This window comes from Elusimicrobium sp. (genome assembly GCA_015062115.1).
GTDB lineage: Bacteria > Elusimicrobiota > Elusimicrobia > Elusimicrobiales > Elusimicrobiaceae > Avelusimicrobium.
Genome location: SUVG01000008.1, coordinates 16,317 through 40,350, shown reverse-complemented (window position 1 = coordinate 40,350; position 24,034 = coordinate 16,317). Strand labels below are relative to the sequence as shown.

Sequence of the window (24,034 nt, the reverse complement as noted above, 5' to 3'; positions counted from 1 at the left end):
GCTTTTTTACCCCACTACAACATAATCGTCGTACGCAACCCGACAGCCAACCCCATTTTTCCGTCTTCATCTAAACCCGGGTTGGGATAGAGTTGCAAGTCCGGCGTAATGGTCATAAATTTACCTACACCGATGTTCCATTGAAATTCCATTGCCATTTCGGTGTTGCGGCGGTCGGTCGGATAACCGAGCCCTTTACCGCTCAAACGATTGTAGGCAATACCCGCCACAATAGAATCGAGCGGATTTCTTTCAAACGGATCCAAATAAGCACCGCCCAATACAAACGAGTTTCTTACTGCCGTTGCACCATTGCTGGAACCGTTTATACGCCCGAACATGACCCACTTATCGCCCATATTCTGTTGCATATTAAACGACCAGCCGTTTACATTTTCGGGTTGTTCGTGCACGGACGGCTGATAGTAGTACATGAAACTGTATTGCCCTTGGCCCATATCAAATTCGGGCGTTAAAGACAACGAACCGAACAGCGTATATTTACCGCTGAAGGCGTCTTTAAGTTCAATGGTTTCACCGCTTACATTGGTAGCATCTTGATACCCGGCCGCAAAACTGATTAAATCGTTTTGCGCTTGCAAGTAACCGCCGAAAGAGGCCGAGGTGTACGCCGCGGACGCATTTTGCGACATGGCATAGTTCATCAACCCCGTTTGTTGGTTATCTAAGTATTCGGTACCGTCGAAGTTATAAAGCGGGAATTGCCCCACCGTTACCGACAACCAATCCATTTCTCCCGGCAAAGTATGCGTATAGGAAAACTGGGAGAAAATCTCTTGGTTGGCGGGATAGTCGTTAATCGGAACGGCAAAGTTGGAGCGGTCTGCCAAGGTAGCCGCGGAGGCTCCCCAGTAACGCACCAAATTGTAGTTAACATTTAACTGACCGGAACCAAAGGCCGTGTTTTTGAACAAATTCCAAGTCAAATACGGGTAGTAAATACCCTGAATAGAAGTTTGTTTGCCGTTTGGTGTAGAGCGTTGGGCCGTGTAGGAAATATCCATACCGATTTGTAATCCGGTTTTTTCAGCCAATTCTTTTTTAGCATCAAAATAGGCTTGCCCGGCATCGTTGAAGGGATGTTTCTCCACTTTTTTGCGTGAGGCCAAGCGCTGTTCGTGCTTGACCGGAGTTAAGACGAGTTCTTCTTCTATATCTTCCGCCATATAAAACCCTTGGGCGGAAACGGCAGAACAGGCAAAGGCCATCACTGCCGCAAGCATTGTTTTTGTTATGTTCATGTTTACCCCCGTAAACAGTTTCTGAACTGGATTTTTACTGCTTTACTGCTTGTTGCAACCGGTTGTAAGTCGGCTGTACTAAAAAAATACAAAGGCCTTCAAAAACGAGCAAGGCAAAATTTGGATTAGTTTTTTAGAAACGCAATAACCCATAGAGAGGGGGAAATAAAAAACTAACCCTTTTTTAAGCAGGAGAAAAAATGTTTTTTCGTTGCGTTCTTTTTTCGGTACAATATAAGAAGGTTAAACGGATTGAATAAAATGAAAAATATCTGGAACACTTTTTGGGATTTTTTAGACCCGTACCGCAAAGGCCCTTTATTTTGGAAATACGGGTGGAAAGGAATTTTGTTTATCATCTTAGGAACTTGGGGGATGTACGAGTATTTGATCGGCCCCAAGACTTTCGGTTTGGCAGGAGTTTTACAACTCTTTACTATTGGTATTCACGAAGCGGGACACCCCTTGTTTAGAATGGCTTTTTTAGGAAATTTCAAAATGACCATTTTAGGGGGAACCATTATGGAACTGGGCGTTCCTCTACTGGCATTTTTTATTTTTCTCCGTCGGGGAAAAGAAATTCAAGCCGATATTTGCCTCCTGTTACTTGCTATTGCCTGCTATAGTGTAGGCCACTACGCGGGTTGTAGTTTGGATCCGGTTATCGTTCTGCTTAATGCCACGGGACCGGAAGCCGTACCCGACTGGGATTACATGCATAAATGGTTCGGCACCGAAGGGTACGAGTGGCATATCCGCCATGCTTTTTACGGGTTGAGTGCCTTTTTAACCGTATTGGGGGTGTATTTATCTGCCACGCATTTTTGGGCTTGGAACAACCCCGACAAGCATAACTATAACGACGATACAGACGCCCATGACCGCTTTTTTATGAATTAGGAAGAAAAATGCTTCAAAAAATTTCCGTTTGCCTTTCCCGTCTTACCAAAGTGCCCGAGCAATTTATCCGCTTTTTAATTATCGGCACGCTCAACACCGCTTTTGCCTACGGGCTTTATGCGCTGTTTATCTTTGCGGGTTGCCATTATGCATTAGCCGTGTTTTTGTCCACGGTAATCGGCATTTGTTTTAGTTTCAAAACATTAGGCGCTTTTGTTTTTGATAACCCCGACAACCGCCTTATTTTCAAATTCTTTTCCGTCTATGTTGTGTGCTATTTCGTCAATGTGGGAATTTTGAAATTACTGACGGGAGCGGGTATGCAAAACCTGTATTTGGCGGGGCTTATCAGTTCGTTTTTGGTGGCACTGGTTAGTTTTTTCTTAAATAAATTTGTAGTATTTAGAAGAAAATAAAATTTTCCTTTTATTTTTTATAGAATATGTTATAGGATATAGAAAGATTATTAAGGAGTTAACAACATGAAAAAAACCGTATTTACCCTTTTGGCCGCCGCCGTATTGACGGCCGGCTGCGCCACCACCGGCACGACCACCGGTGCCACTTCCACCACCCAGCAAACCATTACCTTGGAACAGGCTTTGCAAAAATCGGCTGAAACCCGCCAAAAATTGTTGGAAGCCAAACAAGCCTATCAAAACGCCCAAAACGCCGCTGCCATTGCCGCCGGCACCAAAACGGCCGCTGATGTAGCCAAGGAAGCGATTGAAGAAAAAATTGAATCGGCCAAACAACAATTGGCTGATGAAAAAGCCGCTTGGGCGGAACTCTTGGGCACCAACTAATTGTTTGTCCCTTTACATAAAAAATCCCGCTTTCATCAAGCGGGATTTTTTCTTTGGTTTAGATTATTTTTTATCGTCGTTACGGGGGCCTTCTTTTCTCGGGCCTTTCGGGCCGCGGGGGCCTTTGGGGCCGTGGCCTCTTTTGCCTTTATGGTCAAATTTCCCGTCTTTGTGAGGGGCGGGGCCCATTTCGCCCTTAAAAAGCACATCTAAGTCCCCTTCGTCGGCAATAACGGCGTCCGTCTTTTTTTCCACCCAGGCTTGTTTGGATTCTTCCGTTTTTTGTTCTTCCAAACCCTTTTTCATTACTTCCAGGCGTTCTTGGAATTTGACGATTTGTTGTTCTTTGAATTTGATTTGCTCGTCACGGATACCGGCCACAATGGCGGCGATTTCGGCTTTTTTAGCGTCTTTTTTCTTACCCGGTTTGAGTTTATTGTATTCTTCTACCAATTTTTCCACTTTTTCTTCGGTGGCTTCCATTTTGGCTTTATGCTCTCTGTGGGCTTTTTTAAACTCGCTTTCTTGAGCGACTTTTTTACAGCGAACCGCAAAGTGTGTACGGCCGTCTTTAAAGGGATGTTTATCCCCAGCACAATCGTCCTTGGCAAACACAGGCAGGCACAAGGCGCTCATCATCATAACAACTAACAGTTTCTTCATATAATTTACCCTCCTAGAATTCTTCTTCAAACGCGGCCAAATCTTCCGCGAAAGATTGATATTCGGCGTCCAAATTTTCGCTCATGTACGCAATCACTTCATTTGCGTCAAAAGCGGCTTTGTCCGGTTGCAGGCCCATAAAAGTAACGAAAAGTGCTACTCCCAACAGAGCCGTGCTTGCAAATACCGGTTTCCAACCGGCTAAAAACGATTTTTTACGCGTCGTTTTGGAAAACAACTCCTCTACCACACCGGCAGGGGCCGCCGGGGCGGAAAGAGCTTCGTCCATTTGAGTAAGAAAGGCCAGTTCTTTTTGGCAGGAAGCACAATCTTTCAAGTGCTCTTCAAAACGGGCTTTCTCCGCTCCTTCCAACTCTCCTTGCGCGTAAAGCATCAAGTTTTCACATAATTTCATAAAGTTACCTCTCGGTGATTTTGCTTTTCCAGCAACTGGCGCATTTTTTTTACGGCGCGGTGGCAATCGGCCAGTACGGTGCCCAGCGGGCGCCCTAATAATTCGGCAATTTCCTTAAAGGATAAATACTGCCGCAAGTAAATCATTTCCCGTTGACGGGGGGGAAGTTGTAAAGAAGCGCGGCGAATCATTTCTTCCGCCTCTTTGCCGGATAATTCCTCTAAAGGGGCCAATTGGCCGTCTTCCAATGTTTCGTGAAAAACGGAGTTCCCTTCTTCATCGGTTTGATCCAGCGAGGAAAGTTTATATCGATCCCGAAAGAAATTAAACACTCTGTTTCGGGCCGTTAAAAACAACCACGACTTAAACTTCCCGCGAGCCTCATACTTACCCACATTTTTAAAGAACGAAATAAACACTTCTTGGAACAAATCTCCCGCCGCACCCTCGTCTTGCACGAGGGACATAATATACTGATACAACGGGTTTTTGTAACGGTACACCAATTCTTCAAAGGCTTTTTCGTTTCCTGCACGGAAAAGTTCTACCAACTGGTCGTCCGTCCGTTCGGTAAATTTATCTTCCATATCTGTATAACCCCAACCTTTTATTTTTTATTGCATTTTATTTTTTTCTCGTGAAAAATCACTTTTTTATACTGTAACAAACTTGCGTGTAAAAAGAAAATCTTAAAATAGGTTAGAAAAATTTTTCATTTTCTTAAAAAAAATTGCTATAATAATTGGGTCGTTTTTTTAATAACACTTTTTAACTGAACTTTTATGCAAAAACACGCTATCCGTCTTATTAGCCAAGTACGTTCCATGCTACAAATTAGCATGGTGTCTATTATTATGTTTAGACGGCGGGGCGTGGTTTGCGTAATGTAATGTAAATTTGAGATTATTAAAAACCACCCCGCTCGAAATAAAAGAGCGGGGTTTTTTGTGGACATTTTAATTTAGGAATTTGATAGAGATGAAAAAAGTTATATCGTTCGTTTTAGTTTTCGCTTTACTGGCTGGGCAACTTACCCCCGCGCAGGCACAAGTATTAAAAAATACGGCAAAAGGAGTGTCGGCCGCCGTAACCCTCGGCAAGGCACCTCTGCGCCCCGTCAAACTGCCTACAACCATCAATACCAATGGTTTACACCTTGCGCCGAACTTTTCTCCCGCTATTTACACCCAACTGGAAAGAAATATCAGCCGAGCAGTTCTCAAACAAAACACGGGATTGCAACAAGTCCGCCAAGCGTTAGATTTACCGGACTTCAAATCGTTAGCCGAAGGTATCTTAAAAGCAAAACACTTACCCGGGCATCATAATTGGTTGAGAACGGAATATGTTACGCTGGCCTTGCACGGTTATACTACCGCCGAACAAAATATCCAAGCTTCCTCTTACTGGAAACAAGACTTAACGGCTAAACTCCCGGCGGTGGAACTGCTTAAGGATCTTTCTTTTTCCCATGTTTTCCAAAACCACCCCGACGTTCTTGCCCAAGCAGCCGAAGGTTTGACGGACGCCTCCGCCTTGGCCCTTTTCGGCACCCGGGAAGATTTATCCGTACTGGAAGATTTCTATCACAAAGCAATCGGCACGCCGCTCGCGTTATCAGCCGCCACCAACTATGCCCGCGCCTGCTTGCGCTTGGCTGAGTACGACCGCTTAACGGCTTTTTCCCGCGAAACAAAAGGCAAATATGCCGCTCTTTTTCAAGGAATCGCGCAATACGCCGTATTACACAAATTGCCGCTTTCCCTGCCCGTAACGCCGGGCAAGGAACCCTTCTTAAATGAGGCCCTGCGCAGTTATCTGTCCACTTATGGCGAACATTCTGCTTTAAGTGCTGACAGCAGCCATAGTGCCACCGTATTATGGATGAACCTGACTGCCCCGGTATCCGTACGCTTGCCGTCCTTCACCGCGCCCGCGAAACAAGCCTCCAAACCGGCCGTTTTATCCGAACTGACCTTAACCCTGGATCCGTTAAAAACCTCTCCCGAACAGTTAAATACAGGTGCCGTTTCGCACCCGACTGCCGGCACGGAAACCACGGTTGAAGCCGCGCCCTCGGTTAGACTGCCCGAGGGAGATATTGCCCCTGTTTTGGATACTCCCGCCCAAAAGACTTCTTTGGTGCAAAAAGTACGCAACTGGTTAGGCCTTGGCAAAAAGAAACAAGCCGCACCTGCTATCGAAGAACCCGTAAAAGTAAATTCCGCTTTGCAACGCGCCAGCCTGTATTTGGCCTCTGCCGTGATGGGTTTGGAAGTAGCCACCCCGGTTATTTCCAACTTCGGCACAAGTTTCGGCCTTTCCCTGGAAGATAACATTTTGGTAGCCGTGGCCACCTATTTCCCGTATTCCGTGGGGGCTTTCTTCGCTAACTACTTAAAACAAAAAATCGGCAGAAAAGCGGCCTTAAATTTAGGACTTGGGTTAATGGGTCTGGGTTTTTTAGGCGGGGTAACCCTGTGCGGCCTGGACGGTTCCTTTGTGGCCGAAGCCAATGCCATGCTCCACTTCTATAAAACTTTGGCTTGCATTACCATTGCCAGCGTAGGGGGGGTGCTTGTACATAACTCCGTGGGCCCGATGATTACGGAAATCAGCAAAGGCGAAAGCGATTTAGTTCTCCAAAAGCGCAACTCCTATACCGAACTTGCCCGTGCGGCAGGTATGGCGGCCTCGTTTGCGTTCCCGTTTGTTTCCACGGCGGTTTTGGGTTTAGATTGGAGTTTAACCTTTGCCTTACCTATCCCGTTAGTGGCGGCGGCGGCCATCGGTATCAATAGCGGCAGACTCCCCAACACAAAACCTGTTAAGGCCCCGTCTTTAGCCGAAAAAACCAAGGCAAGCCTGTGGGAAAAAACCAAAAACAGCGAATACCTGCGCTTATTCAAAGAAGAAAAAGGGGTAGCTCCGCTTTTGACCGGGTTACTTATCATGAACGCGGTAGAGGTTTCTTTTAACAGCGGATTTCTGCTTCTTTTACCCTCTCTTACGCAAAATCCGTCCATGCAGTACTTATTCGGGATTGCTCAATTTGCCGTACCGTTCCTTTTGGGGCGCTACTTGGCGGGACACTTTTTGAAATGGTTCCCCAAAAACAATATGGCTATTGCCACCGCTTTGGGTGCGTTAGGCGGGTTTGCTTCGCTGACGGCGGCCCAAAGTAATGTATATTTATTGACGGCCTCGTTATTTGCTGCTGAACTGGGTATTTCCACCGCGTTTACCTTGGCTTTCTCCCGCACGGCCAAAAACCCCAAAACGCAAGACCGTATTATCTCGCTTATTGTAGCAAGCGCCATCAGTTGCGCCTTCGGCCCCATGTTGCTTACCGATTTGGCCCAACGCTTTATTGATGCCGGCCTGCTCTCTACTCAAGGGGCTACTGCGGCGGCCTTGTTAGGTATCCCGGCGGCATTAGCCAGTATTTCGGCCCTGCTCTTTAAGCGGGCAGACAAGGCGGCCCAAAATCCGCTCCATGTGCAACCCCAGCCCATAGAGAAGAACCCGACTTTATGGCAAAAAGTACGAAACTTCTTTAAGAAATAAAAAAAGGCTCGGTAAAAATACCGAGCCTTTTTTGTATAGTTCCCAAATTATTCGTAACGCAAGGCGTCGATGGGGGTAAGTTTGGAGGCTTTATAAGCCGGATAAAAGCCAAAAAATACGCCTGTCGCTGCAGAAAATCCCGCCGAAACCAACACCGCCCAAACGCTCAATTCTGCCTGTAAGGACATATATTTTGCCACAAATACGGTAAATATTACACCCAAAATAATACCTACCAAGCCACCCATACAAGATAAGGTAACCGCCTCGCCCAAAAATTGCATACGGATGTTCCAACTGGTAGCCCCGATAGCCATACGGATACCGATTTCGCGGGTTCTTTCCGTTACGGACACCAACATAATGTTCATAACCCCAATCCCGCCTACAATCAACGAAACCGCCCCGATAATTCCCAGGAACAAACTCATCGTAGTGGCAGTGCTTTTTGCCTGCTCCACGAAGGAGGCCATGTCATCTAACTGGAAATCATCTTTTCCCAGGGGGTGAATACGGTGAGTATTGCGTACAGTATTAGCGATATCTACTTTTGTGTTCTCAATGGCATTAAAATCATCTACTTTAATAACCACCCGGTCTAGCGCGCGACGATTGGAACTATTCCAGCCGGCATTCATTTTTACTTTTCCGGTTGTATAAGGGATCAGAGCCCCCTCGTCAATGTTAAACCCAAACCCGCTGGAACCCGTTTTTTTGGTTACGCCCACTACTTTGAAGGGGATACCATCTAAAACGACCGTCTTATTGAGCGGGTCAACATCTCCAAAAATCGTTTGTGCGGAAGTCGCCCCAATAATCATCACCTGAGCATAAGAAGAAATTTCCCGCTCCGTAAAAGCGCGACCGTTTTCCACAGACCAATCATACGCTTTTAAAATATCCGTATCGGTGGCCAACACACTTAACCCGACACTCGTATTTTTGTATTTAACATCAAAACTGGTTTGGATATAAGGGGCCGCAGCCGACACCCCGCCTACTTTCCGAATAGCAAGGACATCTTCCATCGTAACATCTTTGGGAGAGGAAATACTTTCATCTAAATCCCACGGCTGGCGCAAGAAAATAATGTTTGTCCCCATGTTGGAAAATCGATCCGCAATACTTTTTTTGGTGGCAGAACCCACGGCCAACACCGTTATTACCGCCGCCACACCGATGATAATTCCCAAACTGGTCAGCGCCGCGCGCATTTTGTTGGCAAAAATAGCTTTTAAGGAAATTTTGAAAATGGCTAAAAAACTATCCCACATATTATTTCACCTCATCGCTCACTTTCTTACCGTCTTTGAACTTGATTAAGCGGGACGCATATTCCGCGATATCCGGCTCGTGCGTAATAAGAATAATGGTTTTACCCATTTCTTTATTTAAGCGCGTAAAGAGTTCCATCACTTCAATACTCATTTTGGTATCTAAATTTCCGGTAGGCTCGTCGGCAAAAATAATGGGAGCGTCGCACACCAAACTGCGCGCAATGGCAACCCGCTGCTGTTGCCCGCCGGACAGTTGATTAGGCAAATGATCGGCGCGCTGTTCAAGCCCTACCGCTTTTAAGGCGGCCATGGCTTTTTCTCGGCGCAAATGAGCGGGCGTTTTGTTGTAAATCATAGGAAGTTCCACATTTTCTAAAGCAGTGGTACGCTTAATGAGGTTAAACCCTTGGAACACAAAACCGATTTTTCGGTTCCGCACACCTGCCAACTGGGCCAAATCGGTGGAGGTTACATCAATCCCGTCCAACATATAAGTCCCGCGAGTGGGTTTATCCAAACACCCCAAAATGTTCATAAAAGTAGATTTACCCGAGCCGGAAGGCCCCATGACCGCTACAAACTCGCCTTGCTCAATGGAAACACTCACCCCGTTTAGGGCGCGCACTTCCACATCACCTAATTGATAAATCTTATACAAATCCCGCGTATCAATAAGCGCCATAGCGTTACCTCCTAGCGGCGGCGGCGTCCGGGGCGGCCCATACCCATAGCTTGTGTGGGCATGGCTTTTAAGTTATTTTCGCCTACGATAACGACATCGCCTTCCTTAATTTCGCCACCGGTGATTTCCGTTTGTTTGGTGGCAATAATCCCAATGGTTACATCTACCCGTTTAGGTTCTTTACCGGGCTCTAAAGTCCAAACGCCCGTCTTTTCAAACTTCCCAAGATTGGTAGAGGGGGAGAAACGCAAGGCTTCGTTAGGTACCACCAGTACCCCTTTTTTGTCTTGCGTACGAATCGTAAGGGTGGCGGTCATACCGGGTTTTAAGCGCAAATCTTGGTTATCCACATCTATAATTACCGTATAAGTAGTGCTGGAAGAACCCGCCGAGGAACCAGAAGAATCTACATAGTTCGTGCGAACTTGGCGTACCGTTCCGTGAAACGCTTCTCCCACATAACCGTCCAAGGTAAAATCGGCCGATTGACCGGGAGCGATTTTAACAATATCGGCTTCGGATACTTTGGCCTCAATTTGCATTTTGGTTAAATCTTGCGCCACCACAAACAGTTCCGGAGTGGAGAAACCCGCCGTAATGGTTTGCCCTTCGCTTACTTTACGGGTCAGTACCATGCCGTCAATCGGGGAAACGATTTTGGTGTTAGAAAGATCCTTTTCGGCTGTGTCTAAATTAGATTGGGCTTGCACCACACGGGCTTGGGCAGAATTTAAGTTACTTTTGGCATTTACATAAGCAAGTTCATACTCTTCCAAGTTTACTTTGGAAACATAGTCTTTTTCGTACAAGGCTTGGTAACGCTCGTAGTTTTTACTTGCTAAGCGGTACGAAACCTCGGCAGAGGCCAAACTTTCTTTAGCGGAAGAAAGGCTGGCTTTGGCTTCTTCCAAAGAGGCTAAAATTTGGGTTTGGTCGATAACAGCCATCAAATCGCCTTTTTTCACTTCGCTGTTGTAATCTACATAGATTTTCAAAATCTCGCCGGATACCAAAGCCCCGATCTGAGTGGTATTAACAGGGTTAATCGGCCCGGAAGCTTCCACAATATCCATAATATCGCCCGTTCTTACCCGCACCGTCTTAAAAAGAGGAACAGACGGTTGGCGGAAAAGGATAGATTTAACACCCCAGGCTAAAAGCAAAAGCCCCACGATAACCAAGGCTTTTTTCCAAAACCCCAGTTGTTTGAATTTGCGCCACAAGCGGCCGCAAAAATTTTTAATTTTATTAAGTAAGTTTTTCATAGATTAGTTCGTCCCCATTGCTTGTTTCAAATCGGCCACGGCAGAAGCATAATCGTACCGGGCGGTTACCAGGCTCAGTTCGGCGTCCGTATAGGCTACTTCGGCATCTTTCAGTTCAATAATATCGCCGATACCTTCGTTGTATCTCCCGCGGGAAAGATCCAAATTTTCTTTGGCTTTTTCCACATTAAGTTCCGCTATCGGGATACTTTCCGCCGCTTCCTGCATTTTAATATATGCACTTTGCACTTCCAAAAATACATCGTTTAACAAACTGCGGTTATTATTCAGCGTTTTTTGGAAGGACAACTTGGCTTGTTTATAACCGTTATATGTTTTGAAAGCACTGAAAATAGGAATTTCCACCGAAGCCATTAACTTGGTTTGTTCGTTATCCAAGTAAAAATCTTCTCCGCTTTTGGAAAAACCTGCCGAGAAAGAGAAAGTGGGGAAAAACCCCGCTTTGGCTTGGTTTACTTTTATTTGGCTGATTTTCAAATTGGTTTGGGCCGATTGCACATCGGGACGGTTGGCATAGGCAATTTCCACCGCCACATTAAAAGGAGTTTCAAAAGGGGCAATATCGGCAATTTCGGTAATGTTTAGGGTGTTAGAAGTGGTTATCCCCATGGCATTGGCCAAATTGGCCGAAGCGGTTTTCACCAAGTTCTTTGCGCGAATTAAACGCAAATCTTCGTTGTTCAAGTTTACCTCGGCCGTGGTAACATCTACCTTCGGGCGCAACCCCAAGCGGTAGTATTCTGCGGCGCGTTCGTATTGGTCTTGGTACAAATCGCGCGATTGGGTACGGATAGCCACCGCCCTTTTGGCAGAAAGCAACGCATAGTAGTATTTTTTAATCGTGCGGCTGATGTCGTTAGTGGTATTGGTTAAATTCAGTTTGGCTTGTTCCAATTCCAAATTGCGGATTTTTACGCTACGCACTTTATCCGTAATACCGCTGATAGCCAGTTGCGCCTGGGCATAAAGTTGGCTGGAGCCGTGGTCGCTAGTGGGTAAAGTGTCGGCCTTGGTTACATTATAGCCTTGGCTGGCTCCGGCGGTCAGCGTGGGCAAAAATTCGCCCTTGGCCAAATTAACGCTGATTTGCGCTTCTTCAGCCGCTATTTGGGCACTAACGGCTTTAGGGCTGTTGGAAAGAGCAATTTTAATACAATCTTCCAAAGTAAGAATACCGTTGATGTCCGGCAGGGGGGTAGCCTGCTCGTCCAACGGGGGGGTATGTTTGTCTTCAGGCGATAAAACTTCGGTCTGCGGCACTAATCCCGAGGAGCGGAGCAAATCGTCCGGTTCTGCTTGCAAACAGAGCGGCAATAAAAGTAAAAAAAGCGGAAACAATTTTTGATAATTCATATTCATATTATATAATTTGCCCCATAGGGGTGGAAATAAAAATAAAGCGAAACAATAGCCGCTTATTATCAAACACTTCCGGTAGATTTTTTATTGCAATTTTTAAGGTAAAAAAACGCCCCGGCTTAAACCGGGGAGTTTTTTATTGCTTAGCAGGTAAATTTTTTGCGGAAACCGGCGGGAAAGAAGTCTTTTCAAACATACAAATATCCTCATCCAGCGGATACATTTTACAATAGGTGTTGGGTTTTCCCTCCAAACTATACATGGGGTTAGAGCAACAATCGCCGGAATAACAGTTACATTCGCGCACGGTCCCGTCCGGGTTGTAATAAATGACATCTACCGCTTGGCGATGTGTACCCTCGGGCCCCGGGCCTAAAACAAAAGTTATTTGAGAAACGGTACCCTCCGGGCCGTCATAAAAGAAAAAAGTTTTCTTATCATGACGAAAAGAAACGGTATCGTCCGGGTTAAGACCGACTACTTCCAACATTTCACCGGCCGGGTTGTAGGTGGTGCGGTTTAGCGCCCCGGTGGGAAACAGTTTATATTCCTCCACTCTCCCGTCGGAGCGCCGTTCCATTTTACAAGGAAAGTTTCCTTCACCCTTGCTGATACTAATATAGCATGCGGTATCAGAACGCTCAAAACGCAAACGGGGGGAAAGCGCGAGTTCCGCAAGCCCCTGAGGTGTGCCTTGGGAAACAAACTCTTCCTGTTGAGAAGAAGAAGAAGAAGAAGAAGAAAAATCTTGTCCAAAAGGAGTTGACGCCTCTTCGGTTTGGGCTACCTCTGCCGGGGTGGTTTTTTGGCCTTCTCCCAAGAATAAATAAAAACCGAAAGTCACCAAGGTGGCCAAAAACATAGCACCTATCACAACCACGGCCAACCCCATTATAAAACTACCGCGCTTATTCATAAAAACCTCCTGTAAAATACTTTTTTATTATAATAATTTTCTCAGCCGACCGTACGGATTATATATAATATGAATATGTGGAAACCTATTGTACTGTTGTGCGCCTCCAACCTGTTTATGACAATTGCCTGGTACGGACACTTAAAATTTAAGAGCCGTGCTTTATGGGCAGTTATCTTAATCAGTTGGGGAATTGCTTTTTTTGAGTATTGCTTGCAAGTTCCCGCTAACCGTATGGGAAACGAGTACTTTTCCGTTACGCAATTAAAAGTAATGCAAGAAGTTATTACCCTAGCCGTTTTTGCCGGGTTTTCAGCTTTGTATTTTAAGGAAACTTTTAAGTGGAACCACTTGGTGGGTTTTTTGTTTTTGGTGGGAGCCGTCTTTTTTATTTTTAAGAAATGGTAACCCGCCTAGGCCGAAAGGCCCCGGGAATATAGGTCTTTTGTCCCTTGTTCCTCCCGGTAAAAAGATTTACAATACGAGTATGAACAAATCTATTATTTCTCTTTTTATTATTTGTTGTTTTGCCCTTCCCGGGGCTGCCCAAAAATGGAAAGTCCTTCCCTCGACAATACAAGCCATACGCGGCGGGAAAACCGCCGTAGAAGTTTTGCCGAAAACGCATATAACGATCCCTGCAAGCCAGGCCATTATGGCAAATTCTTCCGCCCGCTTTTTATCTCAATACACACATCATTTGGCCCGCATTGAACAACTTAAGCCCCTGGCCCGCCCGGTGGAACTTACGCCTTCCGCGGTAAAAACACCCGATATAAACTCCCTTACGAAAGGAGCGGAGGGTTTTTCTTCCGGGGAACACAGCGCCTTACAGGCACAAGTAGAATTGAAAATGCAAAATTTCCAAAAAACAAGTATTTTGTACAGTTGGGGGAGGTTTCTTGTGCAAAACGGAGCTGTTTCCGCCGTTACGCCTTCCAAAATTACAGAAGAGTTAGGAGTAGTAATGCTGAAGGCCAACAACCAACTGTTTTGGATAGAGCCCCCGTTATCTATTGATACAAAAAATCTTTCTCCGTTGGAAATTTTCACCTACACTTCCTCCTTGCAAAAAGTACTTTCCGTTTTGCCGGTGGAAACATTGGAAATCTTCTGGGCACAAACCCCCGAAAAACTGGCTATTTTTACCTATTTAAGAGAAAATTTTGAAGCCGCCTTCAGCGAATTGGAAGCCGCCAACGATGCTTTCCTTTCCATTAAGCCTACCCGCAATTGGTTGTTTCAGGAATCAAAACAAACCCGTTTGGTACGCCAAAATTATCAAATCTCGGCAGCCAACGCTGCCTTGACGGCAGGTCAACTTTTGCAATTTATGGCCTCGGAAGAAAACGCGGTTTTTAGCAGAACATTTGCCGCATATCGCCAACTTTCTGCCGCCAAAACTTATAACATGACTCTTTCCGGCAAGTTTAACCAAATTTGGCGCAAAGGCCCTAAAGGCCCTCTTGAAATTTAATTTTTTAACAAGGGAAAACTATGAAAAATAAACACAGACTTTTTATTAAAATGGCCGAATTGGTGGCCGATCAATCTACCTGTTGCCGTTTGCAGGTAGGGGCGGTACTTGTGAAGGATAACCGTGTCATCAGCATTGGGTTTAACGGTACCCCTACGGGCCAACTGCATTGTGAAGACAACTTCCGCGATATTTACGAAGCCGAATACAAAGACCAGTTTGCCACTTACGAAGATTTTACCGCCAGCCGCACTTTCTACGATTTGCACGGTAAATGGTCTATTGAAAACGAACTCCATGCCGAACAAAACGCCATCGCTTTTGCCGCCAAAAACGGCATTGCCACCCAAGGGGCAACGGTGTACGTTACCTGGTCTCCTTGCGTGCATTGTGCTAAGGTAATTGTCAGCGCAGGCATCAAAAAAGTGTTCTATAAAAATATGTACGACCGCAGCCAGGAAGGCATTGTGTTCCTGATGAAAAACGGCATTGAGTGCCGCCAATTAACGGAAGAGGATATCGCCCCGGCCAAGTAGTGCATTTTACCAAACGCTCTAATTTTAATATAATAGATATATGACTAAAAAACAAAACACTACTCAACCTGAGAATCAAGATTTCATTGCCTCTTTTTTAATGGGCATCGTTAATTTTTGCAAAAAGAATAAACAAGGCGTTATTACCGCCGCCGTAATTTTGGTGTTGGCCGCTATTATCGGCTCTGCCTATAATGCCCACCAACAGAAAATTGCCGAAAACTCTTGGGCCGCTTATTACACCGCCCAAATTGCCATGGCCAAAGAAGGCGAACAGGCCGGTTTCAAGCACTTGGACGATCTTTCCGCCAAATATCCCGGCACCCATGCCGCCCAGTATGCCCAGTTGTTAAAGGCTGATGTACTGTATGCCAACGAAAATTTTGCCCAAGCCGCGGAAGTTTACAAACTGCTCGCCGATTCCAAAAATGAAACTGTTTATACGGTAGCCAGTTTGTCCCGCTCTGCCGCTTTACAAGCCGCGGGGGAATATCAAGCCGCCGCCGACGGCATGAACGAATTTATTAAAAACAACCCGAATAGTTTTGCTATCCCGCAAGCCTATTTGACTTTAGCCCTCAGCCAGGAATTAGCCGGCCAAAAAGCCGAAGCCTTGGAAGCCTATAAGTATTTATTGGAAAACTACACCAAATCTTATTTTGGCACGGTAGCTAAAGAAAAAATTGAACAATTAAATAAATAATAAACCGACCAAACCCCTACTCTGCACAGGTGGAGTAGGGGTTTGTTGTGCTTATATTAAGGAAAAACACTATGAAAAACATAATAACGACATTAGTAGTATTATTGCCGTTTGTCTTCTCCAGCACTGTTTACGGTGCCGGATTCGCGTTGTACGAATACAGCGCCAAAGGGACCGCCATGGGCGGAGCCACGGTAGCCAACGGGGCGGAAGCCGCCTCCTTGGCCAACAACCCTGCCCTCATCACCGAATTGGAAGGAACCCAAATCCAAGTCGGCGCGACGGCAGTAGTAGCGGATGCCACCACCACGGTAAATGGCGATAGCCGCTCCTTAAAGGATAACATTATCCCTGTACCGAATTTCTACATCACCCACAAATGGAGTGATGATATTAGTTTAGGTTTAGGCGGATTTACCCGCTTTGGTTTGGGTGGAGAATACCAAGATTATTCTACCTGGGCAGGTAGCACTTTAGCCTACAAAATGAATTTGGAAACCTTCTCCTTGACCCCGACCATCGCCATCAAAGCCAATGATGAATTCTCCATGGCTATGGGATTAGAAGCCATGATTATTGGATTTGAACAAGAAGCTATGCTCTCTCCTTTATATCAAAACTCCAATTATAAACTTAGTGGTTCCGGTGTAAACTGGGGGGGAAATTTCTCTTTCTTATATAAGCCTGAATGGGCTGAAAAATGGGCTTTGGGTGCTATGTACCGTACCAAAGTAAAAACGGATTTGACTGGTCGTATTCGTACGGGTGGATTCCCGGGATTAGCCTCTTACAACCTCATCAATGCTGATGTTATCGGTTCTATTGTTTTACCGGATAGCATTACCGCCGGGTTATCTTTCAAACCGACCGATAAATGGACTATGGAAGCCGGCATCGTGGGTACCTTCTGGAGCTCTTACGACCAAATCCTTATCCAATATACGGGTGAAGATGCCAATCGTCCGGTTATCCGCAACCTAAAAAAATATAAGGATACCTACCGTTTGAACTTCGGTACCGAATACAAAATCAATGATACTTGGGCCGTTCGCGCCGGGTATGTGTTTGATAAATCCCCCATCAACGAAAAAGCCATGGATACCATGGTTCCTGTGGATGACCGTCACATTGCCAGCATCGGGGCCGGATATGCAACCGATAACTGGACGATCGATGCCTATTACGGTCGCATCTTTGGGGAAGACCTCAGCGGGGTGTCCACTAGAGGAGAAACCGTTAAATACAGCCACGGTCATAGCGATTTGTACGGCATCACCGTTGGGTATAAATTCTAAAAGGAAGTTTTACAGTAACAAAAAGCCCGCCGAAAGGCGGGCTTTTCTTTTATAATTATTTCAAGCTTTCTTAATTAAGACCTATATTTCTCTAGGTCTTTTGGCCCTTGTTGAGTTTTTTGAAAAAAATTAATCTTTAAGTATATTAAGTATAGAGGAACGGTATACAATACATTCCTCAAGGAGATAAAACCTTATGTTTAAGAAGAAAAAGATGCAACATCTGTTAATAACAAGTTTGTTGGCTACATTGTTTTGCACCGTCTCTTTTGAAGTGAATGCACAAAAAGTTCCCATTAGAGTAAAACCTGTTAGAATAAAACCGGTACCCATGCCCACTACTCCTGTTTCCGTAAATCCTTGGGCCATAGGAGCTGGGGGATACATTCAAGTTTCGCCCGTCGTTAAAACCCCCAGCAATCCAGTCGTTTCTGCCGGTAAAATTACGAATGTTATTAATTTTTCTAACACGCGCACACCGCTTTCTGCCGGAAGAGTCTCTATTCCTTCCATAGATTTACTGGAAAAATCCGTAGCAGACGCCTTAGCAAAAAATACCACAAAAGATTTATTAGCCATTGAGTCTCTTAGAGATATTTTTATTCCTAAAGATTTTCCTGCTGATAAATTTTTATCCAGGAAAGGGATCTTATTTACTAGCATGGAATTAAGTGGGGGAGTCCTTTTTACTGAATTAACTACCCCCAATGCAGAAGAACCTTTCACTGTTATTATGCCCGAAGAATACCTTCCGTACTTGGTTCAGGGTTTTAAAGATAGGTTCCAAAGATTTAATTTCAACCCGCAAGAAGGCATTTTAACTATTAACTCGGGCTCCTCTATTCCGATTGAATTAGCATTCCGTCCCGATGCTAACTCTCCGATTTTGCAAATTGATGGAAAACCCTTCCTAAATGAACCAATTTCTTTAGAAAAATGGAATGAACTTACTAAGTTTATAAGAGTCGGAGCCAGCTTTAAATATGGAGAAGGGACCACGATTACTTTCTTTTCGTTAGATAATAACTTCTCATGGAAGTGGGATCCGGTATCTCCGATAGGGGAACCTTTGAATTTTTATGACGTAAAAAATTTTGAACTTTTTTTGAACGAACTAAAGGCAAAAGGAACACCATTAGAACCCATTGAATTAGGCGTCCTCTATCCCTCCTTCCAGGCAAAAGTTGAAAAAGCACTTATGGAAACCGGACTTCTTAATTAAACTACTATCTCATAGTTATTAAAAGCCCGCCTTTCGGCGGGCTCTTTTTTATTCTTAAAACTTTTCTTACAACACACCGCCCTTTTCCAAAAGTTTCTGCACCAGGCGGGAAACGGCATACTTGGGTAAATCTTTTGTCGCTATACGGATAAACCCTTCGGGTACTTTGGCGGAGGGGGGAAGAACAACCTTATATAAGTCCGCATGGATAACCCGGTGCGAAAGAACGTGCTTTAGAGGCCCGGCAAGGAGTTGGGGGGTATGTATGGAAAATAATTCTGTATAAGAAGTCGAAGCAATCCATTTTTTTTCCGGCAAAGCCCGCGGCGTTTCTACAAGGGGTGGCTCGTACAAATTCTGCCACACATCACCCGCCCCGCGCTTATGTAACCAAGTCTTGCCCCCTTGCTCTACATATATATAGTGAAAAAAGCGTTCCGTCACTTTTGTCTTTTGTGTTTTTACGGGCAGGCTATCCACTTTCCCTTCTAAATAGGCCACACATTTCTTATTATACGGGCACTCCGCACAAAGCGGGGCTTGCGGCGTGCAACAGGTGGCCCCAAAATCCATAAGCGCTTCGTTAAAATCGCCCGGATGTTTTTTATCCAGTAGTTTTTGGGCCAAAGCGGTAAACTCCTTTTTCCCGGAGGGGGAATCTATGGGAGTGTTTATGCCAAACACACGCGAAAGCACCCGATAGACATTTCCGTCCACCACCGCATAAGGCATATTATAGGAAATAGAGCAAATGGCCGCGGCGGTGTAGTCGCCCACCCCTTTTAACGAGCGGACTTCCTCGTAGGTTTCGGGGAAAACTCCGTTCATGCTTTTGGCGGCCGCGTGCAAGTTTCGCGCGCGGGAATAGTAGCCGAGCCCTTGCCAGTATTTCAACACTTCGTCTTCCGTGGCCTCCGCCAAAACTTGGGGGGAAGGGAAACGGTCTATAAAACGCAAGTAATACTCCAACCCCTGTGAAATACGGGTTTGCTGCATGATGATTTCACAAATCCAAATATGGTACGGCTCCCGGGTGCGACGCCAAGGCAAATCGCGCTTGTGGGTTTGATACCATTTCAGCAAGGTGGCGGAAAAATTTTTCATATCCCTATTTTACTATTTTTATAGAAAACGCACTTTCCCAAAGACCTAAAAAATTTAGCCAAACGCGCTAAAACATTTTAAGGGATACCGCTACTATCCCTTTTTAGGGATAATAGGAAATTAGAGGGCTTGCAAATTCAACCTCGTTTTTGCTTTTTATGTTTTTACGAGATTGGGAAACTTTTTATTCGCAAATTTGTGGTTTATTTTGGTTTTTTATTGCCTTGTTTTCAACAAGGGGAAAAATCTTTCTTTTCAAAACTGTCTTTCTTTTTGCTTTTTCAAAAGTATGTTTTTGGGCACATTTTACTTCAACCCCGGCCAAGAAAATCTAATTATAAGACTTATGTTAGATTTTTTATATGTTCAAATAGCATTTTTTGCCTGCTTTTTGCTTATATTTTTATTCATTTTTCGCCTATTTCTCGTCGTAGAAACAGAGTTGCCAACAGGTTTTGACATATAAAGACATTAAAAAGTTTAATATTGACATATGCCAAAATTTAATTTATTATATGTCTATATCGGGGGATAACCCCGGTGGATAACTTTTAATGCGAGGCTTATGTATATGGTGGAAGAAAATAAGCAAAACCTTAAAATTCGCTTTCGTTTTGCAGGGGGAGAAGAGTTTGAAGCAGAAGGATCGGCAGAGTTTATTGAAGAACAACGCCAACAATTCCTGGCTTTGATAGGTAAAAAGGCCTCTTCCATACCCGCAAACAAGCCTATAAAGCGGACAACCTACCCGCTTACAGCCCCGCAAGCCACCCAATCCGAAACACTAACACCTCCGCAAGAACCATTTGCGACCGAATTAGCCCTTCCGCGCCCGGCTTATTCGCAGGAACCCCTTATTGCCACAAGCCCCCGTATTCCGGCCGTACTGGCAGATAAACCCCACAATACGGCAAGGGCTTGGGAAATTCTCTTAAAAGAGGAGGGGGATTTGGTCATTTTGCGCAAAAAAATGCGCCTTTCTCCCCAAGAGGCGGCCTTACTGCTTGTTGCCGGGACCCGCGCCTTGTTACAAAAACCGCAATTTAGCGCATTATTATTAGCCCAAGCCATGCGCAAGTCCGGCTTTGCAGAGGGGAGACTGGACAGAATTTTGGCCGGGGAAATAAAAAACGGTTACCTTATATCCAGCGGCAGTAAGCGCAGCCGAAGTTACCAAGCCACTAATGAGGGCTTTGCCCGCGCTTTTGTGCTGGCGGAACGATTGGCCGGGGAAAGGGCCTAAAATTGAAAAAAGGCTCTTTGTTCGCTAAAATATTAATGACTAATTAACTTGACACGCATAAACTTTCCCGCTCGGATGCTGGCCAATGATTGGCTTATGGTGGGGCGATACTGGTAAAGGTTTTCCTTATGCCTTTGCGGGGCCACCCAAGTTAATTGGTCTTTTTTATTTCAAAACGGCCCGTTTTAGGCGTTCTGTCTCTACCCAAAGACCCTTTTTTTACTTCTGCTTACTTTTCATTTACTTTACTAACTTTATTTTTTATACAATATCCGCGCAAATTAGAAACCGGTGGGGGATAGATACCCTAAAACTCCTTAAATCGCATTTTTAGAACATCTCTTAATTCAAAATCACTCCAAATTTTGCTCCCCCTAAAATCTAATACACAGAATAAGATTATTTATCTTGTTTTTCTTTGCAAAATTGCATAAAAAAGATTTTTACATTACTTAAAAACCTTGTGGATAAGACAGGCAGAAATCCGGCATAAATCAGGTTTCCTTTTTGGTAAACGGGGGGTTATATGTCCGCAATATTTTACTAATGATAATTTTTATTATGTTAACTAATATACAAAAAACAAACAAAAAAACAACTCTATAAACATTATTATTTTTATTTTAATTTCTATTATTTTTTATATATTTTTTTTTATATTCTAACAAGTAATATAGATTTATTTTATTAGCACTCTTTGTTCAAAAAAATAATCGCAAAAAACTCTGTTTTTTTGCGGTTCAACGCTTAATTTTCAAAAAGTACTCTTTACAAAAACCACCTGTTTTGCGTTTTCAAAAAAGCAAAATTTACTTCGTTTTTTCCATTTTTTTATATTTTCTACCCCCTTCCCCCCTTGTTTATTTATGCAAAATTGCATTTTATTTTGCAAACAAAAAAACAGATCTTGTTTTCTTAAATTATCAAAATAACCCATTTTTTTGCATTTTTATAAAACGCCCCAGAACGATTTGGGGGTACCTGGGGTATGGGGCAAAACGAAATAGCGAGGATGGGCTTTTAGGGGTTTTTGGTATTTGCTCCTTACTTTATTAACTTTTTATATTTTTAGGCTTGTTAGTAATCTTCCAAGACCTTTTCAAAGAACCTTGGGGCCAGTTGCGCGCGGGCACAGGTAAAAACAGACACTTCCCTTACCCTGCGCCCTTGGAGATTACACGGCCATGCGGAAACTTAATAAGAGGTCTATAGCGTCTTTCCGGAGAGAGCATTTTATCCGGGGGGAATTGGAGAAACAAAGGGGATATCAAGATGATTTTGATGAAGTATGGAAAATTTTTTAGAGGGGAAATTCTATTACCTTTTATATAGGAGTTACAAAACAGGCAGAGAAAAGGAAAATCGCTCTATCTTAAAAGGGACAAGCCCCCCTCTTTGGCTAGAAAGGACAAAAAAGGGGGAGAAACCTTTTTTTGGTTTCCCCCCTTCCTTACAGATAGTTCTAAAGTTTTGATGAAAATTCGGAATAATAATACGACGCCTGAGTCCCTTTTTTGCCGGCTACACTATCACAAAATTTTCTTGTAAAATCGGTTGCCTTGTAGGACAAGCACCACCGAGTTCCACTTCTCTCAAGTGTAAAAAAGACTCTGTATCTGTATTCATTCCATCTTTTTGTTTTTCCAACATCGGCCCCACCAAACCAGTTAGTAGCACTATTTACATCACCAAAAAACGAAATATTAATACTTGCAGGAATTTGTATATCCAATTCCGTCAGATCTTTTGTGTATTTACCATTGGCCATATAATAGAGTTGCTCTGCTCTAAATAGCGTGTTTCCGATAGTCACATATTCAGAAAATTCCGCCTTGGCCACCGCCATATTATATTGCGGTAAGGCCACGGAAGCCAATATCCCGATAATCAATACAACAACCAATAACTCTATTAATGTAAAACCTTGTTTCATAATAACTCCTTTTTCCCTAAAAGGGGAATGCTATTTCTTCCTTCGGTTAGCGGCTTTCTGTTTAACCTTTTGCATAATAGAATCCTTGGAAATAGGATCGCCCAATCCCGCATTAGCGGCAGAAGGATCTTGCGCTTTGGGTACTTTGAAGGCCGCTGCGGCGGCATCTTTGGCGGCTTGCTCCTCGGCACTGGCAGTACCCAAGTTGTTAGGAGAGGCAGAAAAATCTTTGGCCTTGGGCGGTTGGTATCCGCTCATAGAGGTTTTGGTTTCGGCCGAAGAAACTGCGGTTTTTTTATTTTTAGATTTACCCTTTTTATCCGCGCCTTTCCCGTCGGCAAGTTCTACTGCCCCCGGGCGGGAAACAGAAACCTCGGTCGTCGGGCGCGAAACGGAAACTTCCGTCTTGGGGCGGGAAACTTCCACCTCGGTTTCGGGACGGGAATTTTTTACCGTCGTAGTGGGACGGGAAACAGCCGTTTTTGTTTCCGGGCGGGAAACCTTTACCGTAGTAACAGGACGGGAAGATGAGACATTAGTGGTAGGACGCGAAACCGAAGTATCCGTTTTCGGCCTGGAAACAACCGTTTGCGTGGTGGGATGCGCCTGTGCAGTTAACCCCACCAATACCAAACTTCCCACTAACAGAAATCCCTTATTTATATACATAAAAGAGCCCTCTTTGGGTTATTTTTGAGCAGGTTGTTGCCCGGCAGCGGCCGCGTTCATAAGCGCAGACATATCCGGCATACCCGGGATATTCATACCTGCAGGCATACCCGCAGCGGCACCGCCCTTGGCACCACCGGCAGGAGCCCCGGCTCCGCCACCCATCATTTTCATCATTTCTTGCATACCTTGCATTTGTTGCATTACATTAGCCATTTCGGCAGGCATAGCCGCTTCGGCGGGTTGGACCGCTTTAGCAGCATCGGCCGCCCCTTTGGCATTGTCTTTCTTTTCTTCTTGTTTGGGGGCTTTTTTGCCGGATTTCAATTTATCTTTAGCTTTGTCGGCCTTGGCATCGGGTTTAGATTTGGAAAATTTATCCGTGGCACCCGTTTGAGTTTGTTCGCCTTTTTGCACAATGGCCGCAGGGTTTGTTTGAACGGCTTTGGTTTCTACACCTTTACCCCATTGTTGCCGAGAGCCGTAATTACTGAAAGTGCGCGTTTTTACGCGGGAACGGGCCCCCGGAACGGAAGAATTTTCCCCGTCATCTTCACTTTCTGCCCGTTGGGCACCGAATTGGGGACGGTTAGGCGTGCCCGCCTGATAAGCCTGCAATTCCACCGCTCCCCCTACCAGAAAAAAGGACATTAAAAGCATTAAAAATTTCATATAGTTCCTCCTGAAAAGTACTTCTTTAATAGTATATACTTCTAGGG

24 protein-coding genes are annotated in these 24,034 nt (G+C 44.7%); 11 read left to right on the top strand and 13 right to left on the bottom strand.

The window, feature by feature from the left end:
• Window positions 1-14 precede the first annotated feature (14 nt).
• A complete protein-coding gene (locus E7027_06725) occupies window positions 15-1,262 on the bottom strand; it encodes a carbohydrate porin (protein ID MBE6421797.1) in 1,248 nt (415 codons plus the stop codon).
• Window positions 1,263-1,523: 261 nt separating this feature from the next.
• Between E7027_06725 and E7027_06720 the strand changes: the two genes are divergently transcribed.
• The 3 genes from E7027_06720 to E7027_06710 all read left to right on the top strand — a co-directional run bounded on the left by E7027_06720 (window position 1,524) and on the right by E7027_06710 (window position 2,968).
• Window positions 1,524-2,162 (top strand): hypothetical protein, encoded by a 639-nt coding sequence (locus E7027_06720; protein ID MBE6421796.1) that lies wholly within the window; start codon window positions 1,524-1,526, stop codon window positions 2,160-2,162.
• An 8-nt stretch (window positions 2,163-2,170) separates the two neighbouring features.
• Window positions 2,171-2,578: a GtrA family protein gene (locus tag E7027_06715; GenBank protein MBE6421795.1), complete on the top strand. Its 408-nt coding sequence runs from the start codon at window positions 2,171-2,173 to the stop codon at window positions 2,576-2,578.
• Between the two features lie 66 nt (window positions 2,579-2,644).
• Window positions 2,645-2,968: a hypothetical protein gene (locus tag E7027_06710; protein MBE6421794.1), complete on the top strand. Its 324-nt coding sequence runs from the start codon at window positions 2,645-2,647 to the stop codon at window positions 2,966-2,968.
• A gap of 63 nt (window positions 2,969-3,031) precedes the next feature.
• On the opposite strand, the gene E7027_06705 is transcribed toward E7027_06710, so the two are convergent.
• Genes E7027_06705 through E7027_06695 form a run of 3 tightly spaced genes read right to left on the bottom strand, consistent with a single transcriptional unit; the run spans window position 3,032 to window position 4,633 of the window.
• Window positions 3,032-3,631: a hypothetical protein gene (locus E7027_06705; protein ID MBE6421793.1), complete on the bottom strand. Its 600-nt coding sequence runs from the start codon at window positions 3,629-3,631 to the stop codon at window positions 3,032-3,034.
• Window positions 3,632-3,644: 13 nt separating this feature from the next.
• Window positions 3,645-4,046: a hypothetical protein gene (locus E7027_06700; protein MBE6421792.1), complete on the bottom strand. Its 402-nt coding sequence runs from the start codon at window positions 4,044-4,046 to the stop codon at window positions 3,645-3,647.
• Entirely contained in the window at window positions 4,043-4,633 is a 591-nt protein-coding gene (locus tag E7027_06695; GenBank protein ID MBE6421791.1) for a sigma-70 family RNA polymerase sigma factor, read from the bottom strand. Before E7027_06695 ends, E7027_06700 begins: the two co-directional genes overlap by 4 nt.
• A gap of 391 nt (window positions 4,634-5,024) precedes the next feature.
• Between E7027_06695 and E7027_06690 the strand changes: the two genes are divergently transcribed.
• The gene (locus tag E7027_06690) at window positions 5,025-7,613 is read left to right on the top strand and encodes an MFS transporter (protein MBE6421790.1); all 2,589 of its coding nucleotides are present in this window, start codon (window positions 5,025-5,027) and stop codon (window positions 7,611-7,613) included.
• A 47-nt stretch (window positions 7,614-7,660) separates the two neighbouring features.
• Here E7027_06690 and E7027_06685 read toward each other — a convergent pair whose 3' ends face one another.
• From E7027_06685 to E7027_06665, 5 genes are all read right to left on the bottom strand, one after another.
• The gene (locus E7027_06685) at window positions 7,661-8,887 is read right to left on the bottom strand and encodes an FtsX-like permease family protein (GenBank protein MBE6421789.1); all 1,227 of its coding nucleotides are present in this window, start codon (window positions 8,885-8,887) and stop codon (window positions 7,661-7,663) included.
• A gap of 1 nt (window position 8,888) precedes the next feature.
• Window positions 8,889-9,572, bottom strand: a complete 684-nt coding sequence (locus E7027_06680; GenBank protein MBE6421788.1) for an ABC transporter ATP-binding protein — start codon at window positions 9,570-9,572, stop codon at window positions 8,889-8,891.
• Window positions 9,573-9,583: 11 nt separating this feature from the next.
• Window positions 9,584-10,837 carry an efflux RND transporter periplasmic adaptor subunit gene (locus E7027_06675; GenBank protein MBE6421787.1) on the bottom strand — a complete coding sequence of 418 codons (1,254 nt, stop codon included), beginning with the start codon at window positions 10,835-10,837 and terminating at the stop codon, window positions 9,584-9,586.
• A 3-nt stretch (window positions 10,838-10,840) separates the two neighbouring features.
• Complete coding sequence (locus tag E7027_06670) at window positions 10,841-12,217, bottom strand: TolC family protein (protein MBE6421786.1); 1,377 nt, start codon at window positions 12,215-12,217, stop codon at window positions 10,841-10,843.
• 136 nt (window positions 12,218-12,353) lie between these two features.
• On the bottom strand, window positions 12,354-13,133 hold the full coding sequence (locus tag E7027_06665; protein MBE6421785.1) for a hypothetical protein: 780 nt from the start codon (window positions 13,131-13,133) through the stop codon (window positions 12,354-12,356).
• A 69-nt stretch (window positions 13,134-13,202) separates the two neighbouring features.
• On the opposite strand from E7027_06665, the gene E7027_06660 reads away from it, so the two are divergent.
• From E7027_06660 to E7027_06635, 6 genes are all read left to right on the top strand, one after another.
• A complete protein-coding gene (locus tag E7027_06660; protein ID MBE6421784.1) occupies window positions 13,203-13,541 on the top strand; it encodes a hypothetical protein in 339 nt (112 codons plus the stop codon).
• A 79-nt stretch (window positions 13,542-13,620) separates the two neighbouring features.
• A complete protein-coding gene (locus tag E7027_06655; GenBank protein MBE6421783.1) occupies window positions 13,621-14,610 on the top strand; it encodes a hypothetical protein in 990 nt (329 codons plus the stop codon).
• A 20-nt stretch (window positions 14,611-14,630) separates the two neighbouring features.
• A complete protein-coding gene (locus E7027_06650) occupies window positions 14,631-15,146 on the top strand; it encodes a hypothetical protein (protein ID MBE6421782.1) in 516 nt (171 codons plus the stop codon).
• 40 nt (window positions 15,147-15,186) lie between these two features.
• Window positions 15,187-15,849 carry a tetratricopeptide repeat protein gene (locus E7027_06645; GenBank protein MBE6421781.1) on the top strand — a complete coding sequence of 221 codons (663 nt, stop codon included), beginning with the start codon at window positions 15,187-15,189 and terminating at the stop codon, window positions 15,847-15,849.
• Window positions 15,850-15,920: 71 nt separating this feature from the next.
• Window positions 15,921-17,144, top strand: coding sequence for a long-chain fatty acid transporter (locus tag E7027_06640; protein ID MBE6421780.1), 1,224 nt, complete (start codon window positions 15,921-15,923; stop codon window positions 17,142-17,144).
• A 196-nt stretch (window positions 17,145-17,340) separates the two neighbouring features.
• The gene (locus tag E7027_06635) at window positions 17,341-18,366 is read left to right on the top strand and encodes a hypothetical protein (protein ID MBE6421779.1); all 1,026 of its coding nucleotides are present in this window, start codon (window positions 17,341-17,343) and stop codon (window positions 18,364-18,366) included.
• 66 nt (window positions 18,367-18,432) lie between these two features.
• On the opposite strand, the gene mutY is transcribed toward E7027_06635, so the two are convergent.
• Window positions 18,433-19,470, bottom strand: a complete 1,038-nt coding sequence (gene mutY, locus E7027_06630; GenBank protein ID MBE6421778.1) for an A/G-specific adenine glycosylase — start codon at window positions 19,468-19,470, stop codon at window positions 18,433-18,435.
• Between the two features lie 571 nt (window positions 19,471-20,041).
• Here mutY and E7027_06625 point away from each other — a divergent pair.
• Window positions 20,042-20,713 (top strand): hypothetical protein, encoded by a 672-nt coding sequence (locus E7027_06625; protein ID MBE6421777.1) that lies wholly within the window; start codon window positions 20,042-20,044, stop codon window positions 20,711-20,713.
• A gap of 1,462 nt (window positions 20,714-22,175) precedes the next feature.
• Here the strand turns inward: E7027_06625 and E7027_06620 are convergent.
• Genes E7027_06620 through E7027_06610 form a run of 3 tightly spaced genes read right to left on the bottom strand, consistent with a single transcriptional unit; the run spans window position 22,176 to window position 23,987 of the window.
• On the bottom strand, window positions 22,176-22,646 hold the full coding sequence (locus E7027_06620) for a type II secretion system protein (GenBank protein ID MBE6421776.1): 471 nt from the start codon (window positions 22,644-22,646) through the stop codon (window positions 22,176-22,178).
• A 30-nt stretch (window positions 22,647-22,676) separates the two neighbouring features.
• On the bottom strand, window positions 22,677-23,315 hold the full coding sequence (locus tag E7027_06615; protein ID MBE6421775.1) for a hypothetical protein: 639 nt from the start codon (window positions 23,313-23,315) through the stop codon (window positions 22,677-22,679).
• Window positions 23,316-23,333: 18 nt separating this feature from the next.
• Window positions 23,334-23,987, bottom strand: a complete 654-nt coding sequence (locus tag E7027_06610) for a hypothetical protein (GenBank protein MBE6421774.1) — start codon at window positions 23,985-23,987, stop codon at window positions 23,334-23,336.
• Window positions 23,988-24,034: the final 47 nt, after the last annotated feature.